A 13,509-nucleotide genomic window follows, 5' to 3' on the forward strand; every position below is an offset into this window, starting at 1 on the left:
GGCCGCTGACCCCAGCTAATATCCGTTCGGTGGGGGTCCCGTCGGCCGATGCGCCGGCGCCGGTGCAGAATGCGCCAGCGCCCGCCCAGTCGTGGTGGCGCCGGATTGCCACGGTCGGCGTCATCCTCGCCATCTACGTCGGGTCGGTGGCCGGCTACTTCTGGATCGACAGCTCGGCGCATTCACTCAAGCCCACCAGCATGGACACCGCCAACGAGACCGTTGTCCTGCTGGAACTGACAGCCATTCATCCACTCGACAATCGCGTGGATGTCGAGGTTCTGGTGATCCCGCAGAAGGGCTTCCTGGATCCCGAGTTCGGCAATCTCACCACCGACATGGTGGTGCAGCTGTGTCCGTGTATCGAGTTCGGCGAACTGACCTTCCCCACGGGGCAGGTTCCCAAAGTCGTCAAGACCTCGCTGCTGGCCACCGGTGACGCCGACAGGTGGCCGTTCGATAAGTACACCACCGAGACCATCGGCGCCGACGTGTATGTCGGCTCGGGCGACTCGAGGCGCTTTGTGCCTGCCCGGGTGGAGGTGAGTGGATCGCTGTACGGCTGGGACGTTCGCAGCGATCGGACGGGGCCCGTCACCCATTCCGGCGGCGCCAACGACAACGCGACCGTCACCTTCTCCCGATCCCGCGGACCGCTGGCCCTGATCTTCGGGATCTGCCTGGTCTTGCTGACGCTGCCGGCGCTGGCGCTGTACGCCGCGATCGAAATGCTGCTGGGCAAGAAGAAATTCCAGCCGCCGTTCTCGACCTGGTTCGCCGCGATGCTCTTCGCGGTCGTCCCGATCCGCAACGTGCTCCCCGGTGATCCGCCGCCGGGGTCCTGGATCGACGAGGCGCTTGTCTTCTGGGTGCTGGTGGCGTTGGTCGCGGCGCTGGTGATCTACCTGGCGGCCTGGGCTCGGCACAGCGACTGACTGGCGGCACCTAGTTGACGCCTGTCAATTCGTGCTGTCGTACAGTGCTCCCATGCAGATCCGCGAGCATGCGCAGGCCACTCCCGACAAGCCGGCCGTCATCCTGTATCCGTCCGGAAAAACCGTCACGTTCGGCGAGATGGAAGCCCGGGCCAACCAGCTGGCACACCTGTTCCGGCAGGCCGGGTTGCGCGAGGGCGACTCCGTCGCGATCCTCATCGAGAACAACGAGCACTTCCACACCGTGCTGTGGGCGGCGCGGCGTTCCGGGCTCTATTACGTGCCGATCAATACGCACCTGACGGCGGCCGAAGCCGCGTACATCATCGACAACAGTGAGGCCAAGGCCGTCGTCGGCTCGGCCGGGCTGAAGGACACCCTCGCCGGGCTCGCCGCGGAGCTGCCGACGATGCCGCCGCTGCTGATCATCACCGACGGTGAACTCGAGGGCTGGCGCAGCTACCCGGAATGCGTTGCGGATCAGCCGGTTACGCCGATCGACGACGAGATCGAAGGCGACCTGCTGCAGTACTCGTCGGGAACGACGGGGCGGCCCAAGGGAATCAAGCGCGAGCTTCCGCACCTGCCACCCAGCGAGGTGCCCGGCATGATGTCCGCACTCATCGGTTTCTGGATGACCCCCGATGCGGTGTACATCAGCCCCGCCCCGCTGTACCACACCGCCCCGTCGGTGTGGTCGATGCAGACACTCGCGGCGGGCATCACCACCGTGGTGCTGGAGAAGTTCGACGCGCAGGGCTGCCTGGACGCGATTGCCCGTCACAAGGTCACCCACGGCCAGTTCGTCCCGGTGATGTTCACCAGGATGCTCAAACTGCCTGAGGATGTTCGCAATTCGTACGACATCTCGAGTCTGCAGCGGGTGATGCACGCGGCCGCGCCGTGCCCGGTCGAGATCAAGAAGCAGATGATCGACTGGTGGGGTCCGATCGTCGACGAGTACTACGCCTCGTCCGAGGCGATCGGCTCGACGTTGATCTTCGCCGAGGACTGGCTCACCCACCCGGGCTCGGTCGGCAAGCCGATGATGGGCGCCCTGCACATCCTCGACGAGGACGGCAACGAGCTGCCGCCCGGTCAGGCGGGGGAGATCTACTTCGAGGGCGGCATGGACTTCGAGTACCTCAATGACGCCGAGAAGACCGCCAAATCGCGCGACAGCCACGGCTGGAAGACGGTCGGGGACATCGGTTATCTGGACGAGGAGGGCTACCTCTACCTCACCGACCGCCGGCACCACATGATCATCTCGGGCGGGGTCAACATCTACCCGCAGGAAGCCGAGAACATGCTCGTCACGCACCCGTTGGTGATGGACGCCGCGGTGTTCGGCGTGCCCGACGAGGAGATGGGCCAAAGCGTCAAGGGTGTGGTCCAGCTGGTCGACGCCTCGAACGCGACGGAGGAATTCGCCGCCGAGCTGCTGGCGTGGTTGCGTGAGCGGCTCTCGCACTACAAGTGTCCGCGATCGATCTCGTTCGAGTCCGAGCTGCCGCGCACCGACACCGGCAAGCTGTACAAGCAGGAACTGATCGTCAAGTACTCGCCCGCGCCGACCGGCTAGATGTATCTCGTCGACCTGTCCGACCCGCCTCCGATCGGGGTCACCGGTGCGCCGGGCGTCGTCGTCGCGGTCGGCGAACCGTCGACGCCCGAGGGCGAATTCTGGCTTGACACAGCCACATTCGCCCTGGCCGAGCGGGAACTGGACGACCGTCGATTCGTCGCGGTGGAGTCGGTGAGCGACACCGTGGCCCTGCTGCGTGACCGGTGCCGGCGCTGGCCGCACGCCAGTGCTGTCTGCGACGACGTGCTGCGGTCGGTCGACGTGACCGGCCCGGCGCTCCCCGGCATCATCACCGAGTCGCTGGCGTACTCGACGCTGCAGTCCGGACCGGAGTTCGCCCGATGGCTGGACTCGCGCGGCCCGGCGTCGCTGCCCGATATCGCCGACCCGGTGCTCGCCGAGCGTGACGGCGGCACGCTGCGGATCCGATTCAACCGCCCGCAGCGACACAATGCGTTCAGCACCGATGCCCGGGCCCTGCTGCTGGAGGCGCTGACCGTCGCACTGCTCGACGACACCGTCACCGAGCTGGTGCTCAGTGGCAACGGTGCATCCTTCTGCAGCGGTGGTGATCTCGGCGAGTTCGGCACCTTCGCCGACCCGGCGTCGGCGCATCTGGCGCGCACCCGGCACAGCCCCGCGTTGGCGCTCGACGAATTGAGCCGGCGCCTCGACCGGGCCTGCCGGGCCGACATCCACGGCCGTGTTCTCGGCAGTGGACTGGAGATGGCGTCGTTCTGCGGTTGGGTGAGCTGCCGCCCTGACGCGGTGCTCGGGTTGCCGGAACTGACGCTGGGCCTGATCCCCGGCGCCGGCGGCACGGTCAGCATCACCCGGCGCATCGGGCGTTGGCGCACAGCCTATTTGGTGCTGTCCGGCCGGACCATCGACCCGGCCACCGCGCTGGCGTGGGGCCTGGTCGACGAGGTCGCCTAGCTCGAGCGGCGCAGCGTGACCCGGTAGGTGTACTGCTCGGGCAGGAAGTGGCTGACCGACAGCTCCACCGGGGTGCCGGTGGTATCGGAATACAGCCGGTCCACCCTCAGCATCGGGTGGCCGGGCTCGCAGCCCACGGCGGCTGCGACCAGGTCGTCGGCGGGGGCGACCGTGATCGACTGGGCCGCTTCGGCAATCGGCTGATCCAGGTGCGGTTCGAGGACACCTATCACGGTGTTGGTGCCGACGGCGCCGTCGGCCAGCTCCGGCGAGCCGATCACCAGCCGGGCCACCGACTCCGGCAAGTGCACCGTGGTCACCACGAACGGGACACCGTCGATTTCCCCGGGTCGCTCCGCTCCTGCCCGCCGGTCGTGCAGGCGGCGGAACACCACGGTGTACACCACGTCGTGCTCCAGCCGCAGCCGGCTGGCCGCCGCCACGTCGACTCGGCGTGAAAGCCCCTGCAGCACTTCCATGCTGGTGTCCTCGGACAGGCTCATCAGGTCTTCGATGGAGCCCAGCTGCCGCAAGTAGGTCTGCTCGCGGGCATACGTTCCCCGTCCCGGCACCCGATACACCACCCCCTCGGCCACCAGATCCTGGAACGCGCGGCGGACCGTCTGCCGGGACAGCCCGTGTTCGGCGACCAGCTCCGACTCGGTCGGCAGACGCACGCCGTCAGGGTAGGCCCCGGCCGCGATCTCGTCGCGAAGCCGTTGCTGCAGAACCTGATACGCGGGCTCGGGTTTCATGGCCGGTCAGATGCCGCCTCTCGCGACCAGTTGACCGGCGATCACATTGCGCTGGATCTCATTGGTGCCCTCACCGACGATCATCAGCGGCGCGTCCCGAAAGTACCGTTCGACGTCGTATTCGGTGGAGTAGCCGTAGCCGCCGTGGATGCGAACCGCGTTCAACGCGATCTCCATCGCGACCTCGGAGGCGAACAACTTCGCCATCCCGGCCTCCATGTCGCACCGCTCGCCGCTGTCGTAGCGTTCGGCGGCGTAGCGGGTGAGCTGGCGGGCGGCGGTCAGCTTGGTGGCCATATCGGCCAGATAGTTGCCTATCGCCTGGTGTTTCCAGATCGGCTGGCCGAAGCTCTCGCGATCCTGGGCGTAGGCCAGCGCATCCTCCAATGCCGCCGTCGCCACACCGAGGGCACGCGACGCGACCTGAATACGACCCGTCTCAAGGCCTTTCATCATCTGGCTGAAGCCGCGCCCGGGCGCGCCACCGAGAATCGACGAGGCCGGCACCCGGCAGTCGTCGAAGGCCAGCTCGCAGGACTCCACGCCCTTGTAGCCGAGCTTGGGCAGGTCTCGTGAGATCGTGAGCCCGGCCGTGGGTGACTCGACGAGCACCACCGAGATGCCCTTGTGGCGCGGCGTGGCCTGCGGATCGGTCTTGCACAACAGTGCGATCAGACCCGACCGGCGGGCATTGGAGATCCACGTCTTGGCTCCGTTGATCACCAGGTCGTCGCCGTCGGCGCGGGCGATGCACGCCATGTTCTGCAGATCCGAACCGCCGCCCGGCTCGGTCAGCGCCATCGTCGCGCGCACCTCGCCGGTGGCCATCCGCGGTAGATAGGTCTGCTTCTGCTCCTCGGTGCCGAAGATCTCCAGCAGCTTGGCCACCACGGTGTGCCCGCCCATCGCGCCGGCCAGGCTCATCCAGCCGCGGGCGAGTTCCTGGGTGACCTCGACGTAGCAGGGCATCGACACCGGGTTGCCGCCGTACTGCTCGCTGATCGCCAGGCCATAGATCCCCAGCTGCTTCATCTGCTCGATCCACACCTCGGGGTAGGTGTTGGCGTGCTCGACCTCGCGGACCGAAGGTTTGACGTCGCGGTCGACGAACGCCCGCACCGTCTCCACCAGCATGGTCTCTTCGTCGTTGAGTGCAGTGCTCACGTAGTCGGCTCCAAGAAGTCAGGAAATGTACGGCCATATTGACACACGCCGCGCAGAAGCACCAGGATGAACGACTGTGACTTTGTACGGCCATATTGGCGGAGGCGAGTCGGGCGGACCGTATTTCGATGATCTGGTGGTAGGCCAGGTCTTCGACTGGGCGCCGTCGATGACGTTGACCTCTGGTGCCGCCGCCAGCCATCAGGCCATCGTCGGAGATCGGCTGCGGTTGTCCCTGGACGCCGGGCTGGCATACGCCGTGGTGGGTAGCACCACCGAGCTGGCTCATCCGGCGCTGGTGTGTGACGTCGCGATCGGCCAGAGCACGCTGGCCACCCAGCGGGTCAAGGCCAATCTGTTCTACCGGGGGCTGACGTTCTACCGCTATCCGGTCATCGGCGACACGATTTTCACGCGAACCGAGGTGGTCGGGCTGCGGCAGAACAGCGCCAAGCCCGGGCGGGCGCCGACGGGCCTGGCGGCGCTGCGAATGACCACGATCGATCAGGTCGGCCGGCTGGTCCTCGATTTCTATCGTTGCGCGATGCTCCCGATGAGCCCGGGAGCGCCGGACACCGGGCACGCCGACGACCTGTCGCTGATCGGCGCCGAGCTGCCCGCGCCGCCGCAGCCGACAGCCGACTGGAACGCGGTGGCCTTCCGCGAGCGGGTCCCGGGCCCGCACTTCTACCCCGACATGGCCGGTTCGGTTCTGCGCAGCACCGGCGACGTGGTGAGCTCCGCGCCCGAGCTGGCCCGGCTGACCCTGAACGTCGCTGCCACCCATCATGATTCGCGGGTCGGTGGCCAGCGCCTGGTGTACGGCGGGCACACGATCGGGCTGGCGCTGGCCCAGGCCGGTCAGCTGCTGCCGAATCTCGCGACCGTGCTGGGGTGGGCGTCGTGCGACCACACCGGTCCGGTGCACGAGGGCGACACGCTGTACAGCGAGCTGCACATCGAGGCGGCCGACCCGCTGCCCGGCGACCGCGGCGGGGTCCTCACCCTGCGCTCGCTGGTCTATGCCGTCGCCGACGAGGGTGACGACCGGCAGGTGCTGGACTGGCGATTCACCGCCCTGCATTTCTAGTCCAGCGCCGAGATCGACGTTTTGCGGCTCTGCACTCGTACTTCCCCGGCCAATCGTCGGTTTGGGCGACAATGGTGGCGTGCTGACCCGCACTGACGCCGTCACGGCCGAGCTCGCCGACCTGCTCGGCGTCCAGGTGGACGCCGCCACCGTCGTGACTGGGCGGGCCGCGCTGCTCGGCCTGCGGCGGCAGGGGCGCATCTCGGCGGGAGGTGCAACCCGGCTGATGCCCACGCGCGATGGCTGGTGGGCCCTGACGCTGTCGCGCGCTGACGATATCGAGGCGGTCCCCGCGCTGGTCGAGGCTGACGCCGTGGGTGAAGACCCGTGGCCGGTGGTCGAGGAGTGGGGCGCCGCGCGCAGTGGCGTAGACGCCGTCGAGCGGGCTGCCCTACTGGGGCTACCTGCAGCACGACTCGGCGAGACGGCGCCTGAGGCGCCGGTCGTGCGGATCTCGGGGAGGCGAGCCGAATCTCGCGTGGCCACCGGATTACTCGTCGCCGACCTGTCGTCGATGTGGGCGGGTCCGCTGTGCGGTCAACTCCTCGCGGCGACGGGCGCGACGGTGGTCAAGGTGGAGAGCCCGGCCCGCCCCGACGGAACCCGATCCGGCGACCACCGATTTTTCGACTGGATTAATCATGGAAAGCTCTCGTACTCCGTGGATTTCGGCAGTAGCCGGCTGCGGGCATTGCTGGCGGTCGCTGACGTTGTGATCGAAGGCTCGCGGCCGGGTGTGCTGCAACGGCGGGGTCTGAGTCCCGAGATGCTGCCCGGCCCGGACGGCCGAGTCTGGCTGCGCATCACCGGCTACGGCCAGACCTCGCAGCGCGTCGCCTTCGGCGACGATGCGGCAGTCGCGGGCGGACTTGTCGACACCAGCACAAGCGGACCGGTGTTCTGCGGGGACGCCATCGCCGATCCTCTGACCGGTCTGGAAGCTGCACTGGCCGTTGCCCGTTCGCTGCAGCGCGGTGGCGGCGAGACGATCGACGTGGCGATGGCCGCCGTCGCGGCCACGTATGCGGGGCTGCCCACCGGGTCGTCGGTGTCGGCCAACCAAGCGGCGCGGCCGCAGGCTCCGCCGCTCAGTGCGTCGGCATCGGCGCTGGGCGCTGATAACGCCGTGGTGGAAAAACTTGTCGCCCAACGAAATACGGTCCCATGCTGATCCAGCGAGCCCACCTGGTAGACGGGCGAATGGTCGACATCAGGCTGGGCGCCGCGATCGACGAGGTCGCCGACTCGTTGACCCCACGCCGTGGCGAGGACGTGTACGACGCCGTGGGCGGCACGGTCATCCCGGGCCTGCACGATCACCATGTGCACCTGCGGGCCGCGGCGGCGGCGCTGGACTCCGTGCAGGTCGGCCCCGCCCTGGTCCACAGCCGCGCGGAATTCGCCGCCGTGCTCGCGAACGCGCCGGTCGGCGAGGACGGCTGGATCAGGGCCGTCGGCTACCACGAATCCGCCGCGGGCCCGCTGGACCGCCGGTTGCTCGACGAGCTCACTCCTGCTGTGCCGGTGCGCATTCAACATCGCAGCGGCGTGTTGTGGTACCTCAACTCCGCGGGCCTGTCGGCAGTGGGGCTGCCCGACCACCCCGACGGCAGGCTACGCAGCTACGACAACTGGTCAGATGCGGTCGCGCGCCGCGACACCTCGCTGGCCACGGTCAGCAGGCGGCTCCTCGGCTACGGCGTCACCGGCGTCACCGATGCCACCCCGAACCTCGGGGCCGACGACATCATCACCCTGACCGAGGAACACCGGCACGGCGGTTTGCATCAGCATGTGCACTGGCTGGCGCCGGGAAAGCGCATCCTGCATGACGATTCGCTCGATCTCGACGAACTTGCCGGGTGGATCGTCGCCACGCACCGCCAGAACAGAGCTGTCGCCCTGCACTGTGTGACCGCAGGCCAGCTGGTGGTCACACTGGCCGCGCTGCGGGCGGCGGGCAGCCACCCCGACGACCGGATCGAGCATGCCGCGGTGGTTCCCGACGATGCACTCGCCGACCTCGCCGACACCGGTGTGCTGGTGGTGACCCAGCCGAACTTCGTCGCCGAACGTGGAGACCAGTACCTGATCGATGTCGAAGCCGCTGACCAGCCCGCGCTGTGGCGACTGGCATCACTGCAACACGCGGGTGTGCGGGTGGCATTGTCGACCGACCTGCCCTTCGGCGACGCCGACCCGTGGGCGTCCATGCGCGCCGCGGTACACCGCACCACGAAATCCGGTGTCGTGCTGAACCCGGCCGAATGTGTTTCAGCCACAACGGCACTGACATTGTTCACCGGGCGTGCCGAGCGCCCTGACGTGCCCAGGACCGTCGAGCCGGGCCAGCCCGGTGACCTGTGTGTGCTGAGCGCAGCGCCCGCCGAGGTGCTCGACGCCCTCGACGCCGACCTGGTGACCGCCACCGTCATCGGCGGCCACCTGCACCCGCGGACCTAGTCTTTCTCGTCATCTTTGGGCAGAAGACGTTCAGGTTGGTGGTAGTTGTTGATGCCGCCGCGCATGGGCACGTCGGGTGGTGGGTCCCAATGGGTTTGGCCGTTGGGTAGCTGGCGGGTGGTCCAGCCGTCGTTCTCGACGAGCAGGTTGTCGCATTTGCAGGCCAGGGTGAGGTGGTCGATGTCGGTGGTGCCGCCGTGTTTCCAGTCTTTGGTCGCGTGGTGGACTTGGCTGTTGTAGCCGTTGACCGTACAACCGGGTGCGGTGCAGCCACGGTATTTGCTCAGCAGCATGATGCGCTGATCCGCCGAGGCCAGTCGCTTGGACCGGCCCAGCCAGAGGGACTGCCCGGTGATGCCGTCGAACACCGCCAAGTAGTTGTACGTGGGCGTGGCCATCCGAAGCAGGTCTGAGATCGGCAGCAAGGTCCCGCCCGCGGTCAACCCGTATCCGGCTGCGGCCGCCAGGTCTTGCATTGTCGTCGTGACGATCATCGTGACCGGAAGTCCGTTGTGCTTGCCCAATTTCGGATCACCCAGCTGACGACGGATCAGTACGGCCAGTGCGTCGTGCTGGCGTTGTGCGTGGCTGCGGCTGTCCTCGGGCTCTGGAGCGGCGAACTTCGCCAGCCACGCGTCGAGCATCCCCCGTAGTGCCGGGTCGGCGATCAGTTTTCCGACGCTCATGCCGTCGGCTCGTTGGCCACCGCACCACTGGAAGCCACGTTTGCGGGCACGGTCCTCGTCGGAGAACTTGCCGTCGGGGTTGAGATGGGTGGCCAGCCGATCAGCGATCTTCTCCAACTGATCAGGCCGCATCACCTGCGCATGCTCAGCCAGGGTGCGTTCAGCCTTCTCGACCTCGACCGGACCGACGTGATCGGGTAGGTCTCGGAAGAACCGTTGGATGATGCGCACATGCTCACCGTCGAGCAGACCTGCGTTCCACGCCTTACCTGTGGCCGGCAGCAACGCAGGCAGCTCCGCACCGGTCAGTGTCTGACGCGGCGTCAGCTGTTCGGCATCACGAACGCGACGCTTGGCGGCACCACGACTGATCCGCAACACATCAGCCACCACGATCGAAATCGGCGGGCACCCCTCGTACCGCTCCAGCCGCGTGAGTTGTGAGTGCGAGATCGCAACCTGCCGTCGCATCGCGGTCTCGAGACGCTCCAGAACCGCGAATCGCCGGGGCGCGCGCACGTCTTCGATATCAGCGGCGCCCAGGAGCTCGATCGCGGCGTCGAGCGCATCCAACGCACACGCAATCGAACTCATGTTCGAAACGCTACTCCCGGATACCGACAGAAACGCGGCGATGCGATCAGGCTGTGGATGAGTTCGAAAGTGTGGATAACCCGGAACCCGCGATCAACCTAGCTCGAGGTCGGCAACTCCCGGAACGCGGTATTGCGGTACGGCTCCGGCTCTTTCGGCAAACCCAGCACCCGCTCGCCGACGATGTTGCGCTGAATCTGGTCGGTGCCGCCGCCGATCGACGTGAAGTACGCATTGAGCGTGCGGAACGTGACCGCGTCGCCGACCGGATTGTCCGGGCCGGTCAACATCGACTCCGGACCAGCGATCTCGGTCTGCACCTTCGCCGTCTCGTGCAGGATCCGCGACATCGCGATCTTGCCCAGCGCCAGCAGGGTGGCGGCCTCGGCCCGATCAGAGGTTGCCTTGGCCCGCTGGGTGTTCCACCGGTTCACCGCCGCATACCCTTCGACGCGCGCGATCTCCTGACGGATGAACGAGTCGTCGAGCTTGCCGGCCCGGCGCGCCATCGCCACCAGACTGTCGGCATCGGCCTGCGGCTTGCGCGCCCCGCGCGACGTGCGGGCCAGGTCGCCCATCAGCCGTCGCTCGTAGGCCAACGCCACCTGCAGCACCGACCAGCCGCCGCCGGGCTGGCCGACCAGGTTGGCGTCCGGCACCCGCGCTCCGGAGATGAAGACCTCGTTGAACTCCGACTCGCCGGTGATCTGATGGATCGGGCGGACCTCGACGCCGGGCTGACGCATCGGGAACATGAAGAAGCTGATCCCGTTGTGCTTGGGCACATCCCAGTCGGTGCGTGCCACCAGCAGACCGTAGTCGGCGGTCTTGGCGAACGATGTCCACACCTTCTGGCCGTTGATCACCCAGTCGTCGCCGTCTCGTTCGGCGCGCGTGCGCAGCCCCGCCAGATCCGACCCGGCGCCCGGCTCGGAGTACAGCAGGCACCATTTGGTCTCGCCGCGGATCGACGGCGGGATCAGCCGCTGCTTCTGCTCGTCGGTGCCGAGGTCGTGCAGGGTGCAGGCGAACAGATTCGCTCGGTCGTGCCCGGTGCCTGGTGCGCCCGCCGCGGCGAATTCAGCTGCCACGATGCGGGATTGCGGGTCACTCAGGCCACGGCCCCACCACTGCGGCTCCCAGCTGGGCACCGCCCAGCCGGCGTCGAACACCATCTGTGCCCAGCTGCCGCGGTCCAACGCGGGGTCCCAGTTGTCGGCCAGCCAGCCCCGGACCTCGTTGCGTACGTCGTCGTCGGTCATCACTGGGCCTCCCGCAGTCGCACGTAACGTTCCCGGTGCCACGCCGGGTCGCCGAACAGTTCGGCATCGGTCCGGGCCCGCCGCAGGTAGAGGTGGGCGGGATGCTCCCAGGTGAACCCGATACCGCCGTGCACCTGAATGCCGTTCGCCGCGACCGTGACGAACGCCTCTGAGCAATAGGCCTGTGCGGCAGCCAGATCCACGAATCGTGACTCGTCGGAGGCGTCGAATGCCGCCGCGACGTGCCGGGCCGCCGACAACGCCGATTCGGCCTCCAGCAGCATGTCGGCGCACATGTGCTTGATCGCCTGGAAGCTGCCGATGGCGCGTCCGAACTGAAACCGGGTCTTGGCGTAGTCGGTGGCCATCCGCATGGCGCACATCGCGCCGCCGGCCTGCTCGCCGAGCATCGCCACCGATGCGAGGTCCAGGGCGTGACCGAGCGCTTCCGCACCGGAGCCCGTCGCACCCACCAGCCGGGCGGGCGTGTCGTTCAACACGACCCGGGCCTGCTTGCGGGTCTGGTCGACGGTCGACAGCACGCTGATCGCCAGACCCGGCGCACCGGCTTCGACCGCGTACACCCCGTCCCCGGCAAGGACGTAGATGCGTCCGGCGCTCGCCGCGTCCAGCACGTAGGTCTTGCTGCCCGACAACCGCCAGCCTGAACCGTCGGCGCGCGCCGTCGTGGTCGAGGCCAGGGGAGGCCGTGCCGACCCCTCTTCGGCGAACGCCACCGCTGCGATCAGCTCACCCGCGACGATCCGCGGCAGCACATCTGCTTGCTCATCCGAATCACCCAGTGCCGCAAGTAAATGCGTGGTCAAGACCGCGGTGGACAGGTACGGCGCGCAGAGCAGCGCCCGTCCCATGGCCTCCATCACCAGACCCACCTCGACGGCACCGGCCCCGGACCCGCCGAACTCTTCGGGTATCGCCAGGCCCAGCAGACCCATGGCGGCGAGCTCGGCCCATACTGCGGGGTCGTACCCGGTGTCGGTGGCCATCAGCCGGCGCACCTCGGCCTCCGGGGACCGCTTGGCCATCAGGTCGGTCACCGCTTCGGCCAGGTCCCGCTGTTCGGTGGTCAACGCGGACATCGGCTCAGCTCCCGAAAGTTGCGCGCAGGCTTTCGCACTGGCTGTTGAAGAACGCCTTGGACACGTCGGCTTTGGCGACGATCCCGTCGAACCCGTGGAACGCGCCGGGTACCACGTGGACTTCGCACGGGACACCCGCTGCCTGCAGCCGCGCCGCATAGTCGAGGTCTTCGTCGTGAAAGAGATCCAGCGTGCCGACGCCGAGCCACGCCGGCGGCAATCCCGCGAGATCGGTGCGACGCCCGGGCGCCGCGATCTCGGGATCGGCGCCACCCAGGTAGGCCTGCCAGCCGAACCGGTTACTGGTGGCATTCCAGAGGCGCTGGCCCGGATCGTTGAGGTGCTGGCCCACGCTGCGGTCGTCGATCATCGGGTAGACCAGCAGCTGGAAGACCGGCTTCACGCCATCGCGGTCGCGGGCCAGCAGTGCCAGTGCGGCGGCAAGTCCGCCACCGGCGCTGGCCCCGCCGATCGCGATCCGGTCCGCGTCGACGGCGGGCAAGCCGGCCAGCCACTGCAGGGCGGTGTAGCAGTCCTCCAGCGGGGCGGGGTACGGATGTTCGGGGGCCAGGCGGTAGTCGACGGAGGCGACCGTGATACCCAACGCGGCGACGAACCGGCGGCACAGGGCATCGTCTTGCGCCGCGGTCCCCAGGACGTAACCGCCGCCGTGGATCCACAGCAGCGCCGGGGTGGTCGTGGTCCCACCGGCAGGCCGATAGAGGCGGACACCGACGCCCGACTCCAACGTCAGGACCTCGACGTCGTCGTTCTTCGGTCGTTGCAGGCCCGTCAGCCGCCGCAGGACCGGCAGGGTCCGGGCGGAGATCAGCGCGCGTGGGGTGAACCGCGCGGCTTTGCGCAGCTCGGGATGGATGTCGGTGTTGGCCACGCCGCCCAGTATGGCAAGACCGCATCTAGGACTGGACCTTGATC

12 protein-coding genes are annotated in these 13,509 nt (G+C 67.9%); 6 read left to right on the forward strand and 6 right to left on the reverse strand.

Annotated elements, in window-relative coordinates:
* Positions 1 to 29: 29 nt before the first annotated feature.
* The 3 genes from D3H54_RS01470 to D3H54_RS01480 are packed head-to-tail and all read left to right on the forward strand — an operon-like array spanning position 30 to position 3,459.
* Positions 30 to 935, forward strand: a complete 906-nt coding sequence (locus D3H54_RS01470) for a DUF4436 domain-containing protein (RefSeq protein ID WP_286199073.1) — start codon at positions 30 to 32, stop codon at positions 933 to 935.
* A 52-nt stretch (positions 936 to 987) separates the two neighbouring features.
* Entirely contained in the window at positions 988 to 2,520 is a 1,533-nt protein-coding gene (gene fadD4, locus D3H54_RS01475) for a fatty-acid--CoA ligase FadD4 (RefSeq protein ID WP_149377549.1), read from the forward strand.
* Entirely contained in the window at positions 2,521 to 3,459 is a 939-nt protein-coding gene (locus tag D3H54_RS01480; RefSeq protein ID WP_149377550.1) for an enoyl-CoA hydratase/isomerase family protein, read from the forward strand. It abuts the gene before it with no gap.
* On the opposite strand, the gene D3H54_RS01485 is transcribed toward D3H54_RS01480, so the two are convergent.
* Positions 3,456 to 4,214, reverse strand: coding sequence for a GntR family transcriptional regulator (locus tag D3H54_RS01485; RefSeq protein WP_149377551.1), 759 nt, complete (start codon positions 4,212 to 4,214; stop codon positions 3,456 to 3,458). The two genes, D3H54_RS01480 and D3H54_RS01485, sit on opposite strands and share 4 nt — an antisense overlap.
* Before the next feature lie 6 nt (positions 4,215 to 4,220).
* Complete coding sequence (locus D3H54_RS01490) at positions 4,221 to 5,378, reverse strand: acyl-CoA dehydrogenase family protein (protein ID WP_149377552.1); 1,158 nt, start codon at positions 5,376 to 5,378, stop codon at positions 4,221 to 4,223.
* Positions 5,379 to 5,547: 169 nt separating this feature from the next.
* Between D3H54_RS01490 and D3H54_RS01495 the strand changes: the two genes are divergently transcribed.
* The 3 genes from D3H54_RS01495 to D3H54_RS01505 all read left to right on the forward strand — a co-directional run bounded on the left by D3H54_RS01495 (position 5,548) and on the right by D3H54_RS01505 (position 8,931).
* Complete coding sequence (locus tag D3H54_RS01495; RefSeq protein WP_286199349.1) at positions 5,548 to 6,468, forward strand: hotdog family protein; 921 nt, start codon at positions 5,548 to 5,550, stop codon at positions 6,466 to 6,468.
* A 79-nt stretch (positions 6,469 to 6,547) separates the two neighbouring features.
* The gene (locus D3H54_RS01500; RefSeq protein ID WP_353620045.1) at positions 6,548 to 7,639 is read left to right on the forward strand and encodes a CoA transferase; all 1,092 of its coding nucleotides are present in this window, start codon (positions 6,548 to 6,550) and stop codon (positions 7,637 to 7,639) included.
* Positions 7,633 to 8,931 (forward strand): amidohydrolase family protein, encoded by a 1,299-nt coding sequence (locus D3H54_RS01505; RefSeq protein WP_149377555.1) that lies wholly within the window; start codon positions 7,633 to 7,635, stop codon positions 8,929 to 8,931. The genes D3H54_RS01500 and D3H54_RS01505 overlap by 7 nt, the downstream gene beginning before the upstream one ends.
* Here the strand turns inward: D3H54_RS01505 and D3H54_RS01510 are convergent.
* The 4 genes from D3H54_RS01510 to D3H54_RS01525 form a co-directional block, all read right to left on the reverse strand.
* Positions 8,928 to 10,211, reverse strand: coding sequence for an HNH endonuclease signature motif containing protein (locus tag D3H54_RS01510; RefSeq protein ID WP_149377556.1), 1,284 nt, complete (start codon positions 10,209 to 10,211; stop codon positions 8,928 to 8,930). The two genes, D3H54_RS01505 and D3H54_RS01510, sit on opposite strands and share 4 nt — an antisense overlap.
* Positions 10,212 to 10,309: 98 nt before the next feature.
* Complete coding sequence (locus D3H54_RS01515) at positions 10,310 to 11,473, reverse strand: acyl-CoA dehydrogenase family protein (protein ID WP_149377557.1); 1,164 nt, start codon at positions 11,471 to 11,473, stop codon at positions 10,310 to 10,312.
* Positions 11,473 to 12,573, reverse strand: a complete 1,101-nt coding sequence (locus D3H54_RS01520; RefSeq protein ID WP_149377558.1) for an acyl-CoA dehydrogenase family protein — start codon at positions 12,571 to 12,573, stop codon at positions 11,473 to 11,475. The genes D3H54_RS01515 and D3H54_RS01520 overlap by 1 nt, the downstream gene beginning before the upstream one ends.
* A gap of 4 nt (positions 12,574 to 12,577) precedes the next feature.
* The gene (locus D3H54_RS01525) at positions 12,578 to 13,465 is read right to left on the reverse strand and encodes an alpha/beta hydrolase (RefSeq protein ID WP_149377559.1); all 888 of its coding nucleotides are present in this window, start codon (positions 13,463 to 13,465) and stop codon (positions 12,578 to 12,580) included.
* Positions 13,466 to 13,509 lie beyond the last annotated feature (44 nt).

Origin of the sequence: Mycobacterium sp. ELW1 (genome assembly GCF_008329905.1) — a bacterium.
Classification (GTDB): Bacteria; Actinomycetota; Actinomycetes; order Mycobacteriales; family Mycobacteriaceae; genus Mycobacterium.